The organism is Synechococcus sp. N32 (genome assembly GCF_900473895.1).
Lineage (GTDB): Bacteria > Cyanobacteriota > Cyanobacteriia > PCC-6307 > Cyanobiaceae > Parasynechococcus.
Genome location: NZ_UCND01000011.1, coordinates 326,810 through 350,405, shown reverse-complemented (window position 1 = coordinate 350,405; position 23,596 = coordinate 326,810). Strand labels below are relative to the sequence as shown.

The window sequence follows — 23,596 nt, the reverse complement described above, 5'->3', positions numbered from 1 at the left end:
GGACCAATGGTCAATTGCCAAGGGTTCCCACCGTGAATTTCAACAGGAGCCGGCCATCTTCTGACGCAGCTGCTTCACCCGATCCCGCAGGTTGGCGGCTTCCTCGAAGTCGAGCTTCTTGGCCGCCTCCTTCATCTTGGCTTCGAGCTGATCGATCAACTCCGGCAGCGCCTCCAGCGCCAAGCCGGCATCGGGATCGTTCTCCAGGGCCTTAGCGGCCTTGCCGACCACCTCCACCAGATCCGCGTCCGGGCCGTCTTGCTTCAACTTGCGGCTCAACTCCAGGAAGCTGAGGATCGAGTTGCTGGCCTTCTTGCCCGCCGCCGTAGGCACCACCCCGTTCTTCTCGTTGTAGGTCTGCTGAATCGCCCGGCGTCGTTCGGTCTCGGAGATGGCCTTGGCCATCGAGTCGGTCATGTTGTCGGCATAGAGCAGCGCCACCCCCTCCACATGGCGGGCGGCCCGGCCGATGGTCTGGATCAGGGAGCGCTCAGCCCGCAGGAAGCCTTCTTTGTCGGCATCGAGGATCGCCACCAGGCTCACCTCCGGCAGGTCGAGACCCTCCCGCAGCAGGTTCACCCCCACCAGCACGTCGTATTCCCCCAGGCGCAGATCCTGGATGATCTCGATCCGCTCGATCGAATGGATCTCCGAGTGGAGGTAGCGCACCCGCACCTCGTTTTCTGCCAGGTAATCGGTGAGGTCTTCCGCCATCCGCTTGGTGAGCGTGGTGACCAGCACCCGCTGGTTCTTGGCGGCCCGGTCACGGATTTCCCCCAGCAGATCGTCCACTTGGCCCGTGGTGGGCCGCACCTCCACCACCGGATCGAGCACCCCGGTGGGGCGAATCACCTGCTCGGCCACCTCACCGCCGCTCACCTCCATCTCCCAGTCCCCCGGGGTGGCGGAGACAAACACCGTCTGGCGCGCCTTCTCCCAGAACTCTTCACCTTTGAGGGGCCGGTTATCGGCGGCACTGGGCAGGCGGAAGCCGTGCTCGATCAGCACCTTCTTGCGGGCCTGGTCGCCGTTGTACATCGCCTGCAACTGCGAGCAGGTGACGTGGCTCTCGTCCACGATCAGCAGCCAGTCGTCCGGGAAGTAGTCAATCAGGCACTCCGGCGGCGTGCCCTCCTCACGGCCGGCCAGATGGCGGGCGTAGTTCTCTACCCCGTTGCAGTAGCCCACCTGGCCCAGCATCTCCAGGTCGTACTTGGTGCGCTGCTCCAGCCGCTGCGCTTCCAGCAACTTGCCTTCGCCGTTGAGCACATCCAGCCGCTCCCGCAGTTCTGAGCGGATGGCGCTGATGGCGGAATCCAGCCGGTCTTTCGGGGTGACGAAGTGCTTGGCCGGGTAGATGTTCACCGCGTCCATGCTCTGCAGGATCTCGCCGGTGGTGGGGTCGACGTAGCGGATTGCCTCCACCTCATCGCCGAACAGCTCAATCCGCACCAAGCGGTCTTCGTAAGCCGGACCGATCTCCAGCACATCTCCCTTCATCCGGAAACGGCCGCGGGCGATTTCGGTGTCGTTGCGGCTGTACTGGTTATTCACCAACTCCCGCAGCTGGCTACGGATGTTGAGGGTCTCGCCCACCTCGAACTTCACCGCCGCCTTGAGGTACTCACTCGGAATCCCCAAGCCGTAGATGCAGCTGATCGAGGCCACCACGATCACGTCGCGCCGTTCAAACAACGACCGCGTCGCCGAGTGGCGCAGCATGTCGATCTCCTCGTTGATCGACGCCGTCTTGGCGATGTAGGTGTCGCTGACCGGAACGTAGGCCTCCGGTTGGTAGTAGTCGTAATAGGAGATGAAGTACTCAACGGCGTTCTCCGGGAAGAACTCCCGCAGCTCGTTGCAGAGCTGGGCCGCCAGGGTTTTGTTGTGGGCCAGCACCAGTGCCGGCCGGCCGGTCTGGGCGATGACGTTGGCCATCGTGAACGTCTTGCCCGTTCCCGTCGCCCCCAGCAGGGTCTGATAGCGCTCGCCGCTGTTCACGCCCTTCACCAGCTGCTTGATCGCCGTCGGCTGGTCGCCCTTCGGCGAATACGGAGCCGTGAGGTCGTAGGCGGGCATGGGTGCGGGGCCAGACGGCGGCCATCAATTATCGCCGGGGAGCAAGATGAAGTGCTGCGGCTCCCCAACCCGTGACCCCGATCCGGCTGGTTCACCATGCCCCCGGTGCCCCCGGCCTGCGTTGGCTGGGGCTCGGGCCGGATCTGCGCCCCAGCCGGGCCCTGCTCAAGCTGCAACGGCTGTTCGATCGCCACGCCTTCTGGGCCCGCGGCCGCAGCTTTGCTCAGCTGCGGCGACTACTTGCCGGCAGCGATGCCGTGGTCAGCCTCTGGCGCGGCAAGCGGCTGGTGGGCTTCGGCCGGGCCACCTCCGATGGCTTCAGCCGGGCCGTGCTCTGGGACATCGTGGTGGCCGGCGATCTGCAGGGCCATGGCCTCGGCCGCCGGGTGATCGAAGAACTGCTCCACACCCCGCCTGTGGTGGGCGTGGAACGGGTGTATCTGATGACCACCAAGAGCGCCGGCTTCTACCGGCAACTGGGCTTCCAGGATGCGAACCCCCAGCAGCTGATGGTGCTGCGCCGCTGAGGCATCTCAATCCGGTCAGGCCCGGTACGATCCGGATCCGTCAGATCAGCCGATGCCCCGGTCAGCGTCCCAGTCCCCTGACGACGCCCTGCAGGGCAATCTGTTCGGGGCGCCTGAGCCGGCCGCACCGACTGCACCCACCGGCGAACCTGAGGCGGCCAGCCACGATCTCAGCGACGACGAGCTCGGCGCCGATGCCGCGGCCCGGCCCCGAACGCGCCAGGCCACAACAAGCGAGGCCTGCAGCGAAGCCCCGGCTGCAAACGATTCAGAACCCAGCAGCGACGAACCGGCCTGGGCCCACCACAGCCAGCTCGACCCGCTGCAGCTCACACCGATGCTGCGCCACTACGTGGAGCTCAAAGCGGCCCATCCCGAACGGGTTCTGCTCTACCGCCTGGGCGACTTCTTCGAGTGCTTCTTCGAAGATGCCATCGAACTCTCCCGGGTGCTGGAGCTCACCCTCACCGGAAAGGAAGGCGGCAAGGCGATTGGGCGGGTACCGATGGCGGGCATCCCTCACCACGCCGCCGAGCGCTACTGCACTGAGCTGATCAAGCAGGGCTACAGCGTGGCCCTTTGCGATCAACTCGAAACCACCCCCACCAAGGGCGCCCTGCTCAAGCGGGACATCACCCGGGTGCTGACCCCTGGCACCGTGTTGGAGGAGGGCATGCTCAGCGCCCGCCGCAACAACTGGCTGGCGGCGGTGGTGGTGGAGCCGGCCCAGGGCAAGCAACCGCTGCGCTGGGGCCTGGCCAGCGCCGATGTGAGCACCGGCGAGGTGCAGGTGATGCAACGGGACGACAGCAGCGCCCTGCACCAGCAGCTGGCCCAGCAGGAGGCCTCCGAACTGCTCTGGGCCGCCGCTCTCGATGCTGAGCGGCCGGCCTGGTGCCCGGAACGGCTGCGGCTGACGACAATGGCCAGCACCCCCTTCAGCCCAGTGGAGGCGGAGCGCACCCTGCAGCAGCACTACGGCCTCAGCAACCTCGATGGCCTCGGCCTGCCGGAGCACCCCCTGGCCCTGCAGGCCCTCGGCGGCCTGCTGCGTTACCTGCAGGACACCCAGCCCCTGGAGGAGGACAGCCGCATCCCCCTGGAGGTACCGGCGATCGTGCACCGCGGCGATGCCCTGGTGCTGGATGCCCAGACCCGCCGCAACCTCGAGCTCACCGCCACCCAGCGGGACAACCAGTTGCAGGGGTCCTTGCTCTGGGCCATCGATCGCACCCTCACCGCAATGGGCGGCCGTTGCCTGCGCCGCTGGCTGGAAGCACCGTTGATGGACCGTCAGGCCATTCAGCAGCGCCAGGATCTGGTGAGCAGCCTGGTGGGTGAGCGCAGCCTGCGGCTGGCGATCCGCCAGCTGCTGCGGCCGATGGGCGACCTGGAACGGCTGGCCGGCAGGGCCGGAGCGGGCCATGCCGGTGCCCGCGATCTGGTGGCCATCGCCGATGGCCTGGAACGCTTACCCCAGCTCACCGCTCGGCTGGGCTCTGCGAGCAGCGTGGGGCCGGAGTGGTTGCAGCAGCTGCTCAGCCCCGATCCAGCCCTGGCGGAGCTGGCCCAAACGATTCGCCACAAGCTGGTGGAAGCCCCACCGCTCTCCCTCTCCGAGGGCGACCTGATCCATGACGGCGTCGATCCCCTGCTGGATGGGCTGCGCAACCAGCTGGACGATCAGGACGCCTGGCTCAGCCACCAGGAGCAGCAGTAGCGCCAACGCAGTGGCATCAGCACCCTGAAGCTGCAGCACCACCGCACCTTCGGCTACTTCCTGGCGGTGAGCAAAGCCAAGGCCACCGCCGTGCCGGACCACTGGATCCGGCGCCAGACCCTGGCCAACGAAGAACGCTTCATCACCCCCGATCTCAAGGAGCGGGAGGGTCGAATCTTCCAGCTGCGGGCTCGGGCTTGCCAGCGGGAATACGAGCTGTTCTGCCAGCTGCGCGAGCAGGTGGGGGCCATGGCCGCCCCAATCCGCCAGGCGGCCCGCGCCGTTGCTGCCCTCGATGCCCTCACCGGCCTGGCCGATGTGGCCGCCAGCGGTGGCTACTGCGCACCAACCATCACCGACGGCCGGGGGCTGCAGCTGGAGGCCAGCCGCCATCCGGTGGTGGAGCAGCGGCTGGTGGAAACCGCGTTCACCCCCAATGATGTGCAGCTGGGTGAGGGAACCGACCTGGTGGTGCTCACAGGCCCCAACGCCAGTGGCAAAAGCTGCTATTTGCGCCAGATCGGCCTGATCCAGTTGATGGCTCAGATCGGCAGCTGGGTGCCGGCCCGCTCCGCCACGGTCGGCATCGCCGATCGGATCTTCACCCGGGTGGGTGCCGTGGATGATCTGGCCGCCGGCCAGTCCACCTTCATGGTGGAGATGGCCGAAACCGCCAACATCCTTCACCACGCCAGCGATCGTTCCCTGGTGCTGCTCGATGAGATCGGGCGGGGCACCGCCACCTTCGATGGTCTCTCGATCGCCTGGGCCGTGAGCGAGCACCTGGCGGGCGACCTGGGCAGCCGCACGGTGTTCGCCACCCACTATCACGAGCTCAACAGCCTGGCCGCCGAACGCGACAACGTGGCCAACTTCCAGGTGCTGGTGGAGGAGACCGGTAAAGATCTGGTCTTCCTCCATCAGGTGCAGGCCGGCGGCGCCAGCCGCAGCTACGGCATCGAAGCGGCACGCCTAGCCGGCGTTCCCAAGCCCGTGGTGCAACGGGCCCGTCAGGTGTTGGATCAACTCGCCGCCTGAAATCTGGTTTGGTCATCCCGCTCACCGGGGCTTTAATTGCCTCTCTTCCGTCGGTGCCGCGTGAAGGCAGATCAAGAACTCAGCGCACAGATCGAGGCAGCTGCTGCGGCTTATCACAGCAATCCAAGGCGGCTGCGAAGGATCACACGTCAGCTCCGCCAGCGTGAAACCAAATCATCCTGCCTCAGGAGCGCAAAATTGCTTCTGAAATACGAACCTGAATCTATCGAGGCCATCGCCTCCTTGATCTTTTCCTATTCAAATGACAGATGCGGAAAAAACTTGCGAACAGCCCTCGATCTGGCGCAACAGCGTGCGGTAATTGACCCCAAAGCACTAAAAATCATTCTGCGCAAAGTACGACGCAGCCTCGACGATCGCCGTCTCAGACGCTTCGACAACCAGCTGAGCAGTTACACCTCTGAACAAGAACAGATCGCAATACGGCAAGCCCGAAACCTGAAATCCCAAGACCGGCTCCGACGACGGCCGCAGAGCAAACCCAACAGCTGTGATGTGATTGCCATCGCCTCGAATGAGGGGCCTTACATCGCAGAATTCATTCATCACTATCTGTTCCTGGGCTTCAACAACATCTACATCGGTCTGAATAACGATCATTCCGGTACCACGGGCCCGATTGTGAATGCGATCAGTAGGCACTACCCACAAGTGCACCTGATCAACACCGATCAAGATCATCAACAGGGCCTGCAGCGGGGGTCCTACACCCGCCTCTACGAAGTGGCCTCCCAAACGAGTGACGCATCCCACTGCATGGTGGTGGATGTGGATGAGGCGTGGGTTGCTGTTCCTTTCCCCACCAGCATCCAAACCTTCCTGACCGCGCATCCCAAGGCGGATGTGATCTCATCCAATTGGCTGCACTGCCATGGCGCCAACCTGTTCGACAACCCACTGGATCTCTCGAACACCCGCCTGAGGCTCACCGATCAATTCAAAAGTTTGTTCCGCTATGGAATCGCGGTGACCGATCTGGGTGCTCACGTGCCCTGGGTGCTCGCTGAACCAGAAATCCAGCACACCAGCAGCGACGCGAGACCCGTCAAAAGCAAGCCTGTTAATGGACTACGGAGGCTGAGCAAACGAGGCATCAAGGCCTCCATCCACAAAGCAAACACCAGCTGGGTGATCCACCGCCACACCCGATCAGAACTGGAATATGCCGCCAAATTGCTCCACCCGGATGTGAACAAGAAGGCGATCCCATTCAAACCAAACCGAAAGGGCTACCTGCTGCCAAAGGAAAGCCAGGAGTCACGCCAACTGGCGACCAAGCTCCTTGGTCCAACCCACCAACCACCGCAAGCTTATATCGATTCTTTTGAGGCCTTCATTGATCGCTGCAGCATTCGCGACCTGATCAAAACCGCCCGCGCCGAAATCGGTGAAGAGCCGATCAAAAATCGGATCAAGACGATGGATCCCGCGCAAATCAGAAGCCATAAGGCCATTTGGACCCATACGTTCCGGGGCACTCGCTTTCTGCAACTGCTCGAGCAACGCAGCCGATAGAGCGGTCTTCAGTCCAACGCTTAAGGCAAAGCCTTCATCAGGCTGCCCATCTCCAACGCCTCCAGGCCGTAGCTCCAGCCCAGATTGCTCTTGATGCCCGCCCGTTCGAGCGCCTGCTGCATCGTGTCGGTTGTCAACACGCCGAAGATCACGGGCACAGACGTGTCGCGGGCCACCGCAGCAACACCCTTGCTGGCCTCCGCCACCACCACATCGAAATGGGGCGTATCACCGCGGATCACCGCCCCCAGGGTGATCAGCACCTGGTACTGACCGGAGCGGGCCATCTGCTGGGCCACTATTGGCAGTTCGAACGATCCCGGCACCCAGGCCACGTCCAGCTGGGAGCTGGTCTCCGACACATCCACGCCATGGCGCTTGAGGCAGTCGAGACAGCCGCTCAGCAGCTTGGCGGTGACCAGATCATTGAAACGGGCCACGACAATGCCGACGCGCAGCCCGGCTGCGTCAGAGAAACGTCCTTCAAACGTGGCCATTGGGAAGGTGCCGACTGAATTTCAGCCATCGTGGCACCCGCCAGGTTCTGCCTGAGGCTGAGCTCAGACGACGAAGAAGCTCACACCCCAGTTCAGCAGCACCAGCGCCACCCACACAGCACTGCCCAGCAGGATCAGACGGTTGGAGCGGCCGCTGTCCTCACTGGAGGCATACAGCACCGGCACCGCAACGATCAAAGCGAAGGACGCCACCACCAGGGCCAGAACGGTCAGCGTGTTGATGAACTGCATGGAGCTGGAAGTCAGGAATTGATTTTCACACGAGAGCTGTTGCTCCCGCGAGCGAGCGGAGCACTCTTCACACCATGAAGGGGAAGAGGCCTCCGCTCAGCGGAGATTCAGGTTCAAACGCGGGTCGCGACAGCGCTACCGAGGGCATCACGCAGACCACGAACAACGGCCACCATCGCCAGCTCATCCTGCAGGCGGTTCACGGCAGAACCGACGCCCACGCCGGCCGCACCGGCAGCGATGGCCATCGGCAGTGTGACCGCCGAAAGACCCGAAGCACAAAGAACGGGCACATCGACAGCGCGGCTGATGCTGTGGGCGGCGGCCAGGGTGGGGGCAGCCTTCTCAATCAGGCCCAGGTGGCCAGCACTGAAGGGCTTGGCACTGGTGCCGCCCTCGGTTTGGATCAGATCGGCACCTGCAGCCACCAGATCGATGGCCAGCTGCTCCTGCTCATCAATCGGCAACACGTGGGGCACGGTGACGCTCAACACCACGTTGGGCAGCAGTTGGCGGGTGCGGCGGGTGAGCTCCAGCACCTCAGCCGCATCAAAGATGCGGCCCTGGGGATAGAAGGCGTCGTAGTTGCCGATCTCCACCATCACGGCACCGGCCGCAACGGCGGCGGGGAACTGCTCGGGCTCGACCGACGACACACACACAGGCACGCCGCCGGAGGCCTTGATCGCCAACTGCACGAGGGCGGGATCACAGGCCACATCAATCAGATCGGCCCCACCACGGCCTGCGGCACAAGCGACACGTTCGACGCTGGCAGCATCGAAATTCATCAAGCCAGCGATCACCTTGAGGGCGGAGCGCTGCTCGAGGCTGCGCTGCAGAGCGGCGGGCAGCTGATGAAGTCGGGTCATGGCAGAAACAGCAATAACGACAGTCTCCCACCGGAGCGGGAGGGACCCGAGCGAGAATTGCCACCGGAGCACCTCGCTTGTGGCCTCTCATTCCGACTGGAGCGCGTGGCATCACCAGCTGCACCAACGGCTGCTGAAGAAGCCGCAGCTGCTGCCAGCCGGGTCGGGCCTGGTGCTGGCCATTTCCGGCGGACAGGATTCGATGGCCCTGCTGGGCCTGCTGCGGGACCTCCGCCATAAGCACGCCTGGACACTGAAGCTCTGGCACGGGGACCACGGCTGGCACCAACACTCAGGCGAGATCGCAGCCGCGCTTTCCGCCTGGTGCCGAAGCCAAGGGTTCGACATCCGGATCAGCCGGGCTGAACAGGGGCAAACCAACAGCGAAGCCAAAGCCAGGGCCTGGCGCTACGCCGAATTACAGAAAGCAGCAGAGGAATGGAACAGTGATGTGGTCACCGCCCACACCGCCAGCGATCGGGCCGAGGGGATGCTGATGAACATGGCCCGGGGCTGCGACATCGAAGGACTGAGCAACCTGCGGGAGGTGCGGCCCCTCAGCGAACACATCCCGCTTGGCCCGCGCCTGCGCAGACCGTTGTTGCACCTCAGACGCGATGCGACGTCAGCAATCTGCTCCAGCCTGCAACTGCCGATCTGGCTGGATCCCAGCAATACCGATCAATCCCTGGAACGCAACCGGATCCGACACCAGGTGATGCCTGTCTTGAACCAACTGCATCCCGGATGCGAACAACGCATGGCAGACCTCAGCGAACGCCTTTCCCGGGTCAGGGACACCCAGGCCGGACTCTGCGACCTGGCCCTGCAAAGCCTGATCCATGCAGCAGGACTCGATCGCCAGACCATGCGTCGCCTCGACGACCCGACATGCCGCGCTTTGCTTGCCACTTGGCTGAGAAAGCAGGGGACCCCCCGCATCACCAGTCAAAGGCTCGACGAGCTCAGCCATCGCCTGCGCACGGGTCCAGGCAATGGACAGAGCGACCTGGGGAACCATTGGCGACTTGAGTGGAACCCATCAACGATTCAACTGATCAACACCGCTCCAAAAGAAAAGAACTGAAGCCAACGATTCGCCACTGGTAGGCTCCCCCAGCCATCCAGACCACAGATGATTATTTCTGAATCTAATCAATTTGTGTTCATCAAAGGCAGAAAAGTTGCTGGAACCAGCGTTGAAGTTGGGCTGACCAGCCTCTGCGATCATCGAGATATTCTTACTCCGATTACACCCATTGACGAAGTTGTTCGATTCCAAACAACTCGATTAATGGCCCAGAACTACGGAGCGGATCCAGAAAAGCTCGAGGCCTACGCCCACACGATCCAACGTATCGAGCAAGGTGGCGAGGCAAACTGGAGCGAAATCCGAAAGCCCCGGGGCCAATATATGGGCCATATGCCCTTGATCGAGATCGAAGATCAATACGGAGCGATTCCCCAGGATTGGACCATCATCGCCATCACCCGCTGCCCCTACGAGCAAGCGCTCTCGCGCATCAAACACATGGCAAACAAGGAAGCCGTAAGAGAGCGGTCAGAGGCAGCCATTGACGTTGAAAGCAGCTACTTTCAAGAAGCAAAAACAAAATTCATCAACAAAGCAGCCAACAAAAAACCGCGTCTTAACATCAGCCTTTACAAGGACTCCGCTAATAACTTACGGCCAAATTTCTATCTACGCTATGAAAATCTCAACAGCGATTACAAGCGACTCCTGGAGAAACTAGGCCAAACCAACGCGCCAGAGCTGCCTCACCTTAAAAAAACAAGCACGACCAAAAGAACAGCAGCGCAAGACCTGTTCGAGCGCCAAGAACTCGACATTATCAACGCATGCTTTGAAGAAGAATTCCAGCAATACAACTATCAAGCCATTTAATTAGTCCAAACGGCGTCACATCTTTCTGCAGCCATGACAGGCAATCAGTGGACCATCACGCAGGCAATTGCGGCAGAGGTAAACGGACCAACGATCAAACCACACGGTCCGGCAACAAAATCCCGTCAGGACCGCAAGATTTCTTGACAATCACGACGGAAGCATCAACAACAACCATACAGACATCAATCAGAACAAGCTCTCCACAACAAAACTAATCATTCATTAGCTGGATTCAACAAACAGCGACAAAGCGCAAGAAAAGCTTGAGGCCTTAAGCTTAGATTTCAATTCAGATCAGCATCAACCAAGCAACAAGCATGTTGCCAGGGGAAGCCACGGCCCCGTGTTAAAATAAACAAAATTTTCACGTCAATGAAAAAGCTGTTTATTCTTGGCGTAGGCGCTCAAAAAGGTGGAACGACGTGGCTACATCGTCAACTCAACGACAACCCCAATGTAGACCTTGGCTTCCGAAAGGAATATCACATCTTTGATGCCATCGCCGACACGAAGCTCCGCGGAGACAATGACGAATCAGGCAATTCCTTCCGAAACAAACGCATCAGAAAAATCCTGAAGTTTAACGATGCAGGAAAATTAGGAAAAAACCTGGGCAGCAAGCGAAAAAGATCCCAACACACTGCTCTTGAACTTGCTTTTTAGACAATCTTGACCACTACTTTGATTATTTTGACTACTTATATTTGAAAAATTCAGACGTGGAAGCGGTTGGCGACATTACGCCGAACTACGCAATCCTGAAGCCCTCGATGCTCCGCATGATCAAAAGGAGACTCGAAGATAAGGGATTTACGGTAAAAGTTATCTTTTTAATGCGTGATCCAGTGGAACGGATATGGTCGCTAGCTCGAATGAAAAAGAGAAACATGAACGAAGCAAGGCAGCAAGATTTTGACGAAATTAAGTATATTTCGACTAAAGTGAGCAAAAATTTTGCTATCGTCAAGTCGAGCTACGAGTACACGATTCAAAACTTAGAGAAGGTATTTAATCAACAGGATATTTACTATGGATTTTATGAGACGCTTTTTAGCGAAGCAAGCTTCGAAAAAATCCAAAAATTTCTGGGAATTTCTTTAAATAAATTTGATACGGAGCAGGTCTTTAATGCTTCGCCGAAAACAACGGATATTCCGGCTGAAACGAATCAAGATCTTGTTGAGCGCTTTGAGTCAACCTACAAATTCATGCTGAGCCGTTTTGGCCAATCAATGAAGGAGATTTGGCAGGGATACGACTTGCTCGACAACCCTCAAGCTTGAATATAACTTCCAGGCTTGATCTGATGGACAGCGCTCGAAATACGCTCATCACTTGAATCCAACCCAATAAAATCTGCCATTTCCTTAACGAATTGCTCTGGACTCATAATTGCTTTCTCATAGCTACACACCAATGATGGGCATTTCGATTTACGAATAATCTCGAGATTACGATTTTGCCAGGCCAAATGTTGCTCCATTAATTTAATCGGCGATGTTTTTTTTGCCGACTTGCCACGGGCGGTCTTGCGTCCCAAGGGCCTGAGCGACGAAGCGAGAGGGTCCCTCAACACGCAGATGAGGTGGGGCCGACGGATGTGCTCAATAATTTGATTGAGATAAACATTGGCACGAGGATATTTCCAACCCCAAACTGAATTTGTCAGATTACGCTGGTTAACGGCATCAATCAAAGATGCGCGCATCTTACTTCGATCAGCCTTGAATTCATCAGGCATGCAGTCAAAATTGAAGGCCTGATCTTCATAATTAGCCGGAAGATCTTGACCCATCGGCACACCCAACTGCTCGACAATCCGGGCCACCATGGTGGTACCACCGCGCGGAACTCCGAACACCACAAAGGTGCGCGGATCAGCTGCATTCACAGCAGCAGATGATTCTCCAGGGATTTGAATTGACGTCGAGAACAGCTCGAAACCCTGCACCGATCCTCAGCTCTAAGCAACTGCAACCTTACGCTGCTCAGAGGCTGGCTCTCAACAGAGCGTTCACCGCAGCCGCCACCAGCCCGGCTCCTCCGCGGCTGCCCTCCAGACGGATCTGAGCCAGACCACTGGCTGCCAGGTGCGCCTTGCTTTCGGCCACGCCGACAAACCCCACAGGCATACCAATCACCAGGCTGGGGGCTGGAGCACCAGCGGCCACCTGTCGCAATAATGCCTCCATCGCGGTGGGGGCACTGCCAATCAGCACCACAGGTGGTGGTGTTGCTTGGCCAAGGGTCCGCCACGCCTGCTCCATCCCAGCCGATGTGCGGGTCGAACCCTCGGGTGCGCAGTCAGGGGCCCACTCCAAAACCGTGTGCACCACGCTTCCAAGAGTGCGCTGGGCCATGGGCGTCACCGCCGCTGCAGCCATGGCGGTGTCGGTGAGGATCGCCGCTCCCTGCTGCAACGCCTTCATTCCCCGCTCGCAAGCCCCTTCGCTGCAGTGCAGCAGCTCCCCCAGGGAAAGGTCGCCGCTGCTGTGAACACAGCGTTCCAGCACCTGCTGCTCCAGCGGCGGCAAGCCCGTGTCCCCCAATGCGATCCGAATCCGGCGGATGCTCTCGGTGAAGATCGGGTGGTCTTGGCTCATCCACGCCATCATCAACCCATGCCGATCCATTTGTTCTGGGGTGATGACGCCGCCGCCCGGGACCGGGCCATCGACGCGCTGATCGCTCGGGTTGTCGATCCCAGCTGGAGCAGCCTCAACCTCAGCCGACTGGATGGAGCCGAAAACGGTCAGGCCCTGCAGGCCCTCGAAGAAGCCCGAACCCCGCCCTTCGCCGCCGGAGAACGCCTGGTGCTGCTTCAGCGCAGTCCGTTCTGCAATGGCTGTCCCAGTGAGCTGGCCGACCGGTTTGAAGCCGCCCTGGAGCTGGTGCCCGAGAGCAGCCATCTCGTGTTGGTGAATCCGGCCAAACCGGATGGTCGCCTGCGCACCACCAAAGCCCTGCAAAAGCGGATCAAGCAGGGCCTTGACCATGAGCAAAGTTTCCCCCTGCCGGCGGCCTGGGATGGTCGGGGCCAGCGCCAGCTGGTGCAGAGCACAGCGGAAGCCCTGGGACTCTCCGTGGACTCCAACGCAGTGGATGCGCTGGTGGAGGCCATTGGCGCCGACAGCGCACGGCTGGAATCAGAGCTGCGCAAACTGTCGCTGCGGTCCACCAGCATCGATGAAGCCCTGGTGCGGGAGCTCGTGGGCGGGCGCAGCACCAACGCACTGGCGGTGGGTGATGCTCTGTTGGAGGGCAATCCCGGCGAAGCCATCGCCCGCTGGGATGCTCTGCTGGACGCAGGCGAACCAGCCCTGCGGATCGTGGCCACCCTCACCGGTCAGATCCGCGGCTGGCTCTGGGTGAGCCTGCTGGAGCAGCAGGGTGAACGGGATGTCGCCGTGATTGCCAAGGCCGCCGGGATCGGCAACCCCAAACGGATTTACGTGATGCGCAAGCAGCTTCAGGGACGCCCACCGAAGCGCTTTCTCTCGCTCCTGGGCCGCCTGCTGGAGGTGGAGGCACGGCTGAAACGGGGGGCCATGCCGGGCGATGCCTTCCGCGACGGTCTGCTGGGCTGATCGCTGACCGCCAGGTGAGAAAATCCAGCGTTGCTGAAGCTCGGCCCATGGCGCTCCTGGTGCAGAAATTCGGGGGCACCTCCGTCGGCAGCGTGGAACGGATCAAGGCGGTGGCCGATCGCATCGGACGCTGCCGTGAAGAGGGGCACGACGTTGTGGTGGTGGTCTCCGCCATGGGCCACACCACCGATGAACTGACTGGCCTGGCCAACGCCATCACCTCCAGCCCCACCCAACGGGAGATGGACATGCTGCTCGCCAGTGGCGAACAGGTCTCCATCGCCCTGTTGGCCATGGCCTTGAACGCTCAAGGGGTGAGCGCAACGTCGATGACCGGACCGCAGGTGGGCATCGCCACGGAATCCACCCACGGCAGAGCCCGCATCCTCGGAATTCGCACCGACAGGATCCGCAACCGTCTCACTGCCGGCCAGGTGGTGGTGGTCGCCGGTTTCCAGGGCACCAGCACCAGCAGCGATGGGCTCAACGAAATCACCACCCTCGGGCGCGGCGGCTCCGACACCTCCGCTGTCGCCCTGGCGGCAGCCCTCGGTGCCGATGCCTGCGAGATTTATACGGATGTTCCGGGTGTTCTCAGCACCGATCCGCGCAAGGTGACCGATGCCCAGCTGATGGACACGATCAGCTGCGACGAAATGCTGGAACTCGCCAGCCTGGGGGCCTCCGTGCTGCATCCAAGAGCCGTTGAAATCGCCCGCAATTACGGCGTGAACCTTGTGGTGCGCTCCAGTTGGAGCGATGCCCCAGGCACCCGGATCACCAGCCGTTCAGCCCGTCCGATCAGCAGCAACGGACTGGAGCTTGGCAGTCCTGTGGATGGGATGGAAGAAGTGGACGGACAGGCCGTACTCGCCCTTTCCCACATTCCCGATCAACCCGGCATCGCCGCACGCCTCTTCGAAACCCTCTCCGAAGCGGGGATCAATGTGGACCTGATCATTCAGGCCACCCACGAGGGCAGTAGCAACGACATCACCTTCACCGTGGCCGAGGCTGATCTCGAGCTGGCCCATGGTGTGAGCCAGAAGGTTCTCGATCAACTGGGCGGCGAACTCGCGGCAGAGGGAGGGCTGACCAAGCTGAGCATCAGCGGGGCCGGAATCATGGGGCGCCCTGGGATTGCCGCCGGCCTGTTCAACTGCCTCTGTCAGCAGGGCATCAACCTCCGCCTGATCGCCACCAGTGAGGTGAAGGTGAGCTGCGTGATCGACTCCGGCGCCGGCAGCAAAGCTGTTCAAGCCGTGCAGGAGGCCTTCGACCTCGAGGATTCACAAATCCTCATCAATCCCACCGACAACGGCAGCGGCGAACCGGAAGTGCGCGGCGTGGCGCTCGACCGCGACCAGGTGCAACTCAGTGTTCGTCATGTGCCCGATCGTCCCGGCACCGCAGCCGCTTTGTGTTCAGCCCTGGCCGATAACAGCATCAGCTTGGATGCCATCGTTCAATCGGAACGACAGCACAGCGACGGATCGCGGGACATCACCTTCATCCTGCGCAAGGACGACCGCGCCCGCGCCGATGTGGCCCTGGCACCGCTGCTGGCCCAGTGGCCCGGTGCCGCTCTGGAGGATGGTGAGGCCATTGCCCGGGTGAGTGCTGTGGGCGCTGGGATGCCGGCAACGCCAGGGACGGCGGGGCGCATGTTCCGCGCACTGGCGGATGCGGGCATCAACATCGGCCTGATCGCCACCAGCGAAATCAGAACCAGCTGTGTGGTGGCCGAAGATGCTGGCGTCAGGGCGCTCCAGGTGGTGCACACCGGATTCGGACTGGGAGGTGAAGAGCGTCACACCGCCCAAGGCACCGCCTCACCGCACGACCCCGACTAACGGTCTACAACGGGGGGACTGGCCCCCCAACGCGTGGACGCCGATTTCGAGCAGCACTACCAAGCCGCAGAACGGGCCTATGGCCTCGGGGAGTACGCCGAGGCCCATGCAATCTCCTCAGCGTTGTGGGATCAACTCCAAAGCGCCTCGAACGACCACGACCCCAGCCTGGTCTTGGGCTGGCGGGCGGTGGTGTCGCTGCTCCTGGGTCACATCCAGCTGCATGGGCTCTAGCAACCGGAGCAAGCCGCCATCTCCTACGAACGGGTGCTGGAGGGTGACGTGGACGCCACCATCGCCGCCCTGGCGGAACAGGGGCTAGAGCGCTGCCGATCAGAAGCCAACGCCAGTGGAGCATGTACGACTCCCGCAACCAATGGCGCCGTCCCAGACCTGCTTAAGGATCCATTCCTGAACACGGATCCTGATCAAGTCAGGGCAGCACCGGCTGATGTGTTCACCGCAATGCCGCGTGGTTGCCCAGTGATGAGGAACCCAGGGCCATGCCGACTCCGGATCCCTCTCCCACTGCGGTCCCAAACCCAAAGACAACAGTAACTCCAGCAGCCGATTCAGACATCCAGCTGACAGACCTGGAGATCAACCCCACAACAGAGGAATCAAGCGAAGGCAACGTCGAGACAATTACCCCGAGCCCAAAGCCAACGCTCACCCCGGAAGCCAGTTCAGAGGTGGAGATGGCGAACCAGGAACAAGCATTCAGCGAAGAAGAGCCACCCCTCGACACCATCGAGCCCGCACCCCAGGGGCCTGAGGCCCCATCGCTTTTGGAACATTCATGGCTACGCGTCCAACTCCAGCCCGACATCAAAAGCCCGACCAACTCCAGGGAGCCGATGGGACTGATTAACAGGATCAAAGGGGTCTTCGCCCGATCAGCTGGCCCCTAACTACTAACTACCCCGAGCAAGCATCCGGATGAATAACACCTTGGACAAACCATGACCTTGGGCTACAGATAGCCACAACATGTCTTTTTCAATCACCTAAACCAATGACCCGACAAACCTGCAGCGTAGAAAGCAGACAATGAAAGCATCAATCCAAAAGATTTGACCAGAAAACATTAACGTGCCGAAAGAGACTAAATACACATCAAACTCACATCTCACTCGCTTTATAACCCATTTGGGCATCAACCCTCTTGGCATGCTCCTTCAGTTCCTTCCTCGAAAAACCAAGGCCCATAAATTGATTCAACGATACAGCCAATTGAAGAGGATCATCAATCGCCTTCTCGTAACTCACCAACAACGCAGGAGCACCAGCTTCTTCAAGGAGTGCCAATTGGTTAGCCTGAAGCTCCAGCGCGTAACGAATGGCACCAGCTGCTGGCCGACCACGACGAACAACACCGCGCCATGTTGAAGCAACAACATCACGGAACACACACACAAACATAGGATTAACAACTTGAGAGCAAATATCCTTCAGATAGAGGTCAATACGCGGATATTTCCATCCCCAAGTGTCAAATTTTTGATTCCTGCTTTCAATAGCCTGCCGAATGGAAGCAATCTTTTGCTCACGAGTCCATTCCGGATTTTTTCGCCCCAAAATATCCCAATTAAAATCACCATCCTCAAGATTCACAGGCAATTCCTCGCCCAAATAAACACCCATTGAACGAACAACATTCGCGATCATTGTTGTCCCACCGCGAGGCATGCCAAACAGAATAAGTGTCTTCTTAACACCGGCATTCAACGAGTCGACATCTGCCACATTCAGCGAAAACACAACCTCATTATCAAGAGACTCCAGCTTCTTCCTAGAAACTCTTTTAACCATGAGCCCAGCATAAGTCTCATGATCATAATCCAAGCTGAAGAGCGCAAAAAACAGACATTGGCCCAAAAAGTTCGGCGAAGGATAGATTGCCTCAAAACAATCAAGGCCTCTTACAACGGCTTCCAGCAGGCGATAAACAACAATCAGAGTTCGGTATAATTCACACTCCTTCAAAGACAGCATCCAACAATCTGTTGAAGCGCTCATGGCTCCGCGTTCAACTCCAGCCTGAAATCAAAAGCCCCACCGACTCCGGGGAGCCGATGGGGCTGATCAAGAGGATCAAAGGGGTCTTCGCCCGCTCAGCTGGCCGCTGAACGACGACGACGGGTGCGGCCTGCAGGCATCTCCGGCTCCGGCGAAGCGGGTACTGCCTTTTCAGCCACCGGTTGAGGAGCCACTTTCTCCACCACTGCGGTTGCCGCAGCGGCACGGACGGGGGCCGGTGTTGCCGAGCTAGACCGGCCGTTGCCCTGGTTGTTCCGCACCGGAGCGGGGGTTCCACCGCCACCGCCGTTGCGACGGCCATAGGGAGAGCCACCGCCACGACCACCGCGACCGCGGGGAGCCGGACGGTCATCGGGCTCAGCATCGGCACGGCCCTTGTAGACCGGTGTGCCACCAGGAGCAGGCTGCACCAGACAGAGGATCAGCGGCTCCACCTGCAGTTCACGGCGCATCCGGCGGCCAAGGCCCACCTCCACTTCTCGCTGCACACCCATCCAGTCCACCTCCGGGGCCTTGCCACCGGTGTTGCGGCAGAGCTGCTTCCAGCGGTTTTCGAGCACCCACTTGATTTCGCGCTCTACCCACAACGACATCTTGCGGGCATCGGCTGTGGTGACCACACCCCGCAGGTTCACCCGCGGCGGGGCCACCATGGCGCCATCGGTGCTGATGGCGGCCAGGATCGTCACCACGCCGTCTTCCGCCAGCTGCTGGCGTTCCTTCAGCACCCGGGCATCAACGATGCCGTTGCGGGATTGATCCAGCAGCTCGATGCCCGCTTTCACGGCATTGCCTTTGCGGATCGAATCCGGGGTGAGCTCCACCACATCACCGTTGTCGATGATCAGGGTGTTATCGACCGGAACCCCCATCGAATGGCCGGTGCGGGAGTGCTGCACCAGCATCCGGTGCTCACCGTGCACCGGCACGAAGAACTTGGGCCGGGTGAGGGCCAACATCAGTTTCTGGTCTTCCTGGAAGCCATGGCCGGAGACATGAATGCCTTCGCCCTTGCCGTAAACGACCTTGGCACCCAGCATCATCAACTTGTCGATGGTGTTCACCACGGAGATGGTGTTTCCAGGGATCGGGCTGGCCGAGAAGATGATCGTGTCGGTGGTCTTCACCTTCACCTGGGGATGCTCCCCGCGGGAGATGCGGCTCAGGGCAGCCAGCGGCTCACCCTGGCTGCCGGTCATCAGCAGCAGGGTTTCGCGATCGGGCACATCGTTGATCTGCTTGATCGGCACAAACAATTCATCCGGCGCGCGCATATAGCCCAGTTCCCGCGCCTTGGCGATCACGTTGAGCATGGAGCGGCCCAGCAGTCCCACCTTGCGGCCGTTCTTCAGGGCCAGCTCCAGAATCATCGACACGCGATGAATCGAGCTGGCGAAGGTGGTGACAATCACTCTCCCTTCGGCATTGGCGATGTGGCGATCCAGGTTGGGGAACACCGAGCGCTCCGGCGGGCAGAAACCAGGAACCTCGGAGTTGGTGGAATCGCTGAACAGACAGAGGACGCCCTTGTCACCGTGGTGAGCCAGGCGGGCCATGTCGAAGTTTTCGCCGTCGACCGGGGTGTGGTCGAACTTGAAGTCACCCGTGAAAATCACGGTCCCCACTGGTGTGGAGATGGCCAGCGAGAAGCTGTCGGCCATCGAGTGGGTGTTGCGGATGAACTCCACGGAGAAGTGCTGACCCACCTTCACCACATCGCGCGGACCGACGGTCTGCAGGGTGGTGCGGTCGCGGACACCGGCCTCATCCATCTTGCCGGTGAGCATCGAGAGGGCCAGCCGCGGCCCGTAGATCACCGGAATGTTGAAGTGCTTGAGGTGGTGAGCGATGCCACCGATGTGGTCTTCATGACCATGGGTGACGATCATGCCGCGGATCCGCTTCTGGTTCTCGCGCAGGAAGCTGGTGTCGGGCAGCACCACATTCACCCCGTGCATGCCGTCGCTGGGGAAGGCCAGACCGGCATCCACCAGCATCAGGTCATCGCCGTACTCGAACACACAGGTGTTCTTGCCGATTTCGTGGAGACCACCCAGGGGAATCACACGAAGGCAGGGCTCCTGACCCTTGCTGGATCGCGCGTTGTTAGCCATGGAAAACGATGTGTAGAAGAACGGGTTGCGTGAGCCGATAAGCCGGACCGAGCTAGGTCTGACGGAGGGCGGCCATGGCGGTGGAGAGCGAACGTTTCATGTCGTCAGAGAGGGGGCACAGGGGCGGACGGGGCGCACCGACAGACCAGCCATTGAGTTCCAGGGCAGCCTTGACGGGAATCGGATTGGTGGTGGCGAACAGGGCCTTGAACAGGGGAATCAACGCGTCGTGCAGGGCGAGTGCGGAGGCACCATCGCCGTTCAGATAGGCCTCGATCATGGCGCGGATCTCAGGGCCCGCCACGTGGCTGCCCACACTCACGACGCCCACTGCACCCACAGCAAGCATCGGCAGGGTGAGGCCGTCGTCACCGCTGTAGATCGCCAACTGCGGACCGCAGGCCAGCCGCAAGGCCGTGACCTCTTCAGTGGTGCCGCTGGCGGCCTTGAAACTCACCACATTGGGGCAGTCCATCAGCCGGGCCACCGTGGCCGGGGCGATGCTGCAACCGGTGCGGCCAGGGATGTTGTAAAGCATCAACGGCAGCTCAGGTGCCGCTTCAGCGATGGCCCGGAAATGGGCCTCCAGACCCTCCTGGGGAGGCTTGTTGTAGTAGGGCACCACAACGAGAGCGCCATCGGCGCCGGCCGCCGCCGCTTCCTTGGTGGCCTCCACCGCTTCCGCTGTGGAATTGCTGCCCGTGCCCGCCAACACCTTGGCGTTGCCGCCCACGGCATCACGAACGGCCTGCAGCAGCTTCAACTGCTCGTCCCAGCTGAGGGTTGGGGATTCACCGGTGGTGCCGCACACCAGCAATCCATCGGAGCCCTGCTCCACCAGGTGCCGCGCCAGCTTTCCAGCGACGCTGAGATCCACAGCACCACTGGCGTCAAAGGGAGTCACCATCGCGGTGACCACACGGCCGAAGGGCGTTGGCGAGAGGGTGGCGGCCTGGGTCATCACTTCTGAATCAAGAGTTCAGCGATCTGAACAGCATTCAGCGCCGCTCCCTTGCGGATCTGGTCCCCACACAGCCAGAGCTCCAGAGCATTGGCATCGCTGATGTCCTGCCGGATCCGGCCGATCGCGACCGGGTCGCGACCGGTCACATCCGTCGGCATCGGGAAACGGTTCGCCACCGGGTCGTCAATCAACTCCACCCCAGGTGCAGCCGCGAGCAGCTCCCGTGCCTCATCAACCGGGAAGGGGGACTCGAACTCGATGTTCACCGCTTCGGAATGGGCCCGCAGCACGGGCACCCGCACGCAGGTGGCGGTGAAGCGCAGATCCGGCAGACCCATGATCTTGCGGGTCTCGTTCACCATCTTCATCTCCTCCTCGCAATAGCTGTTGGCCTGCAGGGGAGAGTTGTGCAAAAAGAGGTTGAACGCCAGGGAGTAGGGCAGCACCTCTCCTTTCGGAGTGCCGCCATCCAGCACCGTCTGCGACAGGTTTTTCAGCTCCTTCATGGCCCGGGCACCGGCACCACTGGCGGATTGGTAGGTGCTCACCACCACCCGGCGCATCGCCCGCTTGGCCGCCAAAGGAGCCAAAGCGAGGGTGAGAAGGATCGTGGTGCAATTCGGATTGGCGATCACGCCCTTGTGGGCGAAGGCCGCATCGGGGTTGACCTCGGGCACCACCAGCGGTACACCCTCCTCCATCCGGAAGGCACTGGAATTATCCACCATCACGGCACCGGCGGCGGTGATCGCCTCGCGCCACTGCTTGGAAACAGAACCACCGGCTGACGCCAGCACCAAGTCGACCCCTTCAAAGGATTGGGCCGAGACCTCTTCCACTGTGAGGGTGCGGCCATTCCAGCTTTGGGTCTGGCCGGCCGAACGGGCCGACGCCAGCAGCTTCAGCTCACCAACGGGGAAACGGCGCTCTTCAAGCAGCAGCAGCAGCTCTTGGCCAACAGCACCGCTGGCACCAAGAACAGCAACATTGAGAGGGCGATTGGGAAGGGTCGAAGACAAGCGGTGGAGTGAACGATCTGAACGAAAACCCGTCGTTTCTCAGGCCCAACATCACTACGTAGAGAACGTGATGCCGGCCTAGCGACGCGCTCAGCTTACCGATCCAGCCTGAATTCACCGGTTGCATAAAGTGCTGGGCTGCCCTTTCCCTTCCCCCATGAGCGCTGCAGCCCTGAAGGTGACCACCGAAGCCCGCCCCAGCAGCCGCCTGGCGGTGACGGTCACCGTTCCTGGGGAGCGCTGCAAGACCAGTTACGAAGACGCCATCACCAACCTGAGCCGCAGCATCAACCTGCCGGGCTTCCGCAAGGGCAAGGTGCCGCGCACGGTGCTGGTTCAGCAGCTGGGTGGCGTGCGGATCAAAGCCACGGCTCTGGAAAAGCTGATCGATAACGCCTGGCGTGACGCCATCAAGCAGGAATCGCTGGAACCGATCAGTCAGCCTGATCTGAGCAGTGGTTTCGACGGCCTGCTGGAGAGCTTTGAGCCCGGCAAAGAACTCACCTTCACCCTGGAAGCCGACGTCGCCCCGACGCCGAAGCTGAAAACCACCAAGGGACTGAAGGCGGAATTTGAAACCGTGGCCTACGACGCCTCCCGGGTCGACGCGATGCTTGAGGATTCCCGCAAGCAGATGGCCACGGTCGTGCCTGTGGAAGGCCGTGCCGCCAAGAACGGCGACATCGCTGTGCTCGGCTTCAAGGGCACCTACAGCGATGACGGCAGCGAGATCGAGGGCGGCAGTGCCGATTCGATGGATGTGGACCTGGAAAACGGCCGGATGATCCCCGGCTTCATCGAAGGGGTCATCGGCATGAAGGTCGGCGAGACCAAAACCGTGGAGTGCCAGTTCCCTGACGACTATCCGAAGGAGGACGCCCGCGGACGTAAGGCCGCCTTCGAGATCGAACTGAAGGACCTCAAGACCCGCGAATTGCCCGAGCTGGATGACGAATTCGCCAAGCAGGCCAGCGAACAGGAAACCCTGGCGGACCTGCGCAAAGACCTGGAGCAGCGGCTGAAGGACGACGCCGAACGCCGTCAGACCAGCAACCGCCGCGATGCCCTCGTCGCCGCCCTGGTGGAGCAGCTGGAGGTGGAGCTTCCGGAAGCCCTGATCCAACAGGAAAGCCGCAACCTGCTGGAGCAAACCGCAGCCCAATTCGCCCAGCAGGGCATGGATGTGAAGTCGCTGTTCACTCCCGACCTGGTGCGCAACCTCATGCAGAACTCCCGCCCCGAGGCTGAAGAGCGTCTGCGCCGCAGTTTTGCCCTCACCGCCCTGGCTGAAGCGGAGGACATCAAGCTCGACGACAAGGACGTGGACGCCAAGGTCAAGGAGGTGAAGAAAGAGCTCTCCGCCGACGCCAAGATCGATCCAGAGCGCCTGCGTCAGGCCGTGATGGATGACCTGATGCAGGATCGTCTGATGGGATGGCTCGAGGAGAACAGCACCCTCACCGAAAAGGCACCGTCTGCGGATGACAGCAAGGCTGCAGCCAAGAAAAAGCCCGCCGCCAAGAAGACCGCAGCTAAAAGCAAGTCCAAGGCGGACGCCAAGGACTGAGCAACGCCCATAGATTGACCCA

At 60.8% G+C, this 23,596-nt stretch carries 20 protein-coding genes and 1 pseudogene; 11 read left to right on the top strand and 10 right to left on the bottom strand.

Going from position 1 to position 23,596, the window contains the following annotated elements:
• Window positions 1–39: 39 nt before the first annotated feature.
• Window positions 40–2,079 (bottom strand): excinuclease ABC subunit UvrB, encoded by a 2,040-nt coding sequence (gene uvrB, locus DXY35_RS05420; RefSeq protein ID WP_115081442.1) that lies wholly within the window; start codon window positions 2,077–2,079, stop codon window positions 40–42.
• Window positions 2,080–2,150: 71 nt separating this feature from the next.
• On the opposite strand from uvrB, the gene DXY35_RS05415 reads away from it, so the two are divergent.
• From DXY35_RS05415 to DXY35_RS05405, 3 genes and pseudogenes are all read left to right on the top strand, one after another.
• On the top strand, window positions 2,151–2,606 hold the full coding sequence (locus DXY35_RS05415; RefSeq protein ID WP_115009672.1) for a GNAT family N-acetyltransferase: 456 nt from the start codon (window positions 2,151–2,153) through the stop codon (window positions 2,604–2,606).
• 52 nt (window positions 2,607–2,658) lie between these two features.
• Window positions 2,659–5,364 (top strand): annotated as a pseudogene (mutS, locus tag DXY35_RS05410) (DNA mismatch repair protein MutS).
• Between the two features lie 282 nt (window positions 5,365–5,646).
• Window positions 5,647–6,900 carry a glycosyltransferase family 2 protein gene (locus tag DXY35_RS05405; RefSeq protein WP_170950519.1) on the top strand — a complete coding sequence of 418 codons (1,254 nt, stop codon included), beginning with the start codon at window positions 5,647–5,649 and terminating at the stop codon, window positions 6,898–6,900.
• A 20-nt stretch (window positions 6,901–6,920) separates the two neighbouring features.
• Here the strand turns inward: DXY35_RS05405 and ribH are convergent, their stop codons facing one another.
• The 3 genes from ribH to DXY35_RS05390 all read right to left on the bottom strand — a co-directional run bounded on the left by ribH (window position 6,921) and on the right by DXY35_RS05390 (window position 8,521).
• Window positions 6,921–7,397, bottom strand: coding sequence for a 6,7-dimethyl-8-ribityllumazine synthase (gene ribH, locus DXY35_RS05400; protein WP_115081440.1), 477 nt, complete (start codon window positions 7,395–7,397; stop codon window positions 6,921–6,923).
• Between the two features lie 63 nt (window positions 7,398–7,460).
• A complete protein-coding gene (psbZ, locus tag DXY35_RS05395; RefSeq protein ID WP_006850156.1) occupies window positions 7,461–7,649 on the bottom strand; it encodes a photosystem II reaction center protein PsbZ in 189 nt (62 codons plus the stop codon).
• Between the two features lie 113 nt (window positions 7,650–7,762).
• On the bottom strand, window positions 7,763–8,521 hold the full coding sequence (locus DXY35_RS05390) for a DUF561 domain-containing protein (RefSeq protein WP_115081439.1): 759 nt from the start codon (window positions 8,519–8,521) through the stop codon (window positions 7,763–7,765).
• Window positions 8,522–8,600: 79 nt separating this feature from the next.
• Between DXY35_RS05390 and tilS the strand changes: the two genes are divergently transcribed.
• The 4 genes from tilS (at window position 8,601) to DXY35_RS05370 (ending at window position 11,713) form a co-directional block, all read left to right on the top strand.
• Window positions 8,601–9,608 (top strand): tRNA lysidine(34) synthetase TilS, encoded by a 1,008-nt coding sequence (gene tilS, locus DXY35_RS05385; RefSeq protein ID WP_244272927.1) that lies wholly within the window; start codon window positions 8,601–8,603, stop codon window positions 9,606–9,608.
• Between the two features lie 48 nt (window positions 9,609–9,656).
• A complete protein-coding gene (locus DXY35_RS05380) occupies window positions 9,657–10,427 on the top strand; it encodes a hypothetical protein (RefSeq protein WP_137006716.1) in 771 nt (256 codons plus the stop codon).
• A 375-nt stretch (window positions 10,428–10,802) separates the two neighbouring features.
• Window positions 10,803–11,093: a hypothetical protein gene (locus DXY35_RS05375; RefSeq protein ID WP_115081436.1), complete on the top strand. Its 291-nt coding sequence runs from the start codon at window positions 10,803–10,805 to the stop codon at window positions 11,091–11,093.
• A gap of 56 nt (window positions 11,094–11,149) precedes the next feature.
• The gene (locus DXY35_RS05370) at window positions 11,150–11,713 is read left to right on the top strand and encodes a sulfotransferase domain-containing protein (RefSeq protein ID WP_115081435.1); all 564 of its coding nucleotides are present in this window, start codon (window positions 11,150–11,152) and stop codon (window positions 11,711–11,713) included.
• On the opposite strand, the gene DXY35_RS05365 is transcribed toward DXY35_RS05370, so the two are convergent.
• Window positions 11,704–12,381, bottom strand: a complete 678-nt coding sequence (locus DXY35_RS05365; protein WP_137006715.1) for a hypothetical protein — start codon at window positions 12,379–12,381, stop codon at window positions 11,704–11,706. The two genes, DXY35_RS05370 and DXY35_RS05365, sit on opposite strands and share 10 nt — an antisense overlap.
• A 37-nt stretch (window positions 12,382–12,418) precedes the next feature.
• On the bottom strand, window positions 12,419–13,042 hold the full coding sequence (locus tag DXY35_RS05360; RefSeq protein ID WP_115081614.1) for a precorrin-8X methylmutase: 624 nt from the start codon (window positions 13,040–13,042) through the stop codon (window positions 12,419–12,421).
• 9 nt (window positions 13,043–13,051) lie between these two features.
• On the opposite strand from DXY35_RS05360, the gene holA reads away from it, so the two are divergent.
• Genes holA through DXY35_RS05345 form a run of 3 tightly spaced genes read left to right on the top strand, consistent with a single transcriptional unit; the run spans window position 13,052 to window position 16,104 of the window.
• Window positions 13,052–14,017 carry a DNA polymerase III subunit delta gene (holA, locus tag DXY35_RS05355; protein ID WP_115081433.1) on the top strand — a complete coding sequence of 322 codons (966 nt, stop codon included), beginning with the start codon at window positions 13,052–13,054 and terminating at the stop codon, window positions 14,015–14,017.
• 47 nt (window positions 14,018–14,064) lie between these two features.
• Window positions 14,065–15,870 (top strand): aspartate kinase, encoded by a 1,806-nt coding sequence (locus DXY35_RS05350; protein ID WP_115081432.1) that lies wholly within the window; start codon window positions 14,065–14,067, stop codon window positions 15,868–15,870.
• Between the two features lie 33 nt (window positions 15,871–15,903).
• A complete protein-coding gene (locus DXY35_RS05345; RefSeq protein ID WP_115081431.1) occupies window positions 15,904–16,104 on the top strand; it encodes a hypothetical protein in 201 nt (66 codons plus the stop codon).
• An 888-nt stretch (window positions 16,105–16,992) separates the two neighbouring features.
• Here DXY35_RS05345 and DXY35_RS05335 read toward each other — a convergent pair.
• From DXY35_RS05335 to DXY35_RS05320, 4 genes are all read right to left on the bottom strand, one after another.
• On the bottom strand, window positions 16,993–17,889 hold the full coding sequence (locus DXY35_RS05335; protein WP_137006714.1) for a hypothetical protein: 897 nt from the start codon (window positions 17,887–17,889) through the stop codon (window positions 16,993–16,995).
• A 95-nt stretch (window positions 17,890–17,984) separates the two neighbouring features.
• Window positions 17,985–20,024, bottom strand: a complete 2,040-nt coding sequence (locus DXY35_RS05330) for a ribonuclease J (RefSeq protein WP_115081428.1) — start codon at window positions 20,022–20,024, stop codon at window positions 17,985–17,987.
• A 52-nt stretch (window positions 20,025–20,076) separates the two neighbouring features.
• Window positions 20,077–20,985, bottom strand: coding sequence for a 4-hydroxy-tetrahydrodipicolinate synthase (gene dapA / locus DXY35_RS05325; protein WP_115081427.1), 909 nt, complete (start codon window positions 20,983–20,985; stop codon window positions 20,077–20,079).
• A complete protein-coding gene (locus tag DXY35_RS05320) occupies window positions 20,985–22,007 on the bottom strand; it encodes an aspartate-semialdehyde dehydrogenase (protein ID WP_115081426.1) in 1,023 nt (340 codons plus the stop codon). Before DXY35_RS05320 ends, dapA begins: the two co-directional genes overlap by 1 nt.
• Window positions 22,008–22,164: 157 nt before the next feature.
• Between DXY35_RS05320 and tig the strand changes: the two genes are divergently transcribed.
• Window positions 22,165–23,574 (top strand): trigger factor, encoded by a 1,410-nt coding sequence (gene tig / locus DXY35_RS05315; protein ID WP_115081425.1) that lies wholly within the window; start codon window positions 22,165–22,167, stop codon window positions 23,572–23,574.
• Window positions 23,575–23,596: the final 22 nt, after the last annotated feature.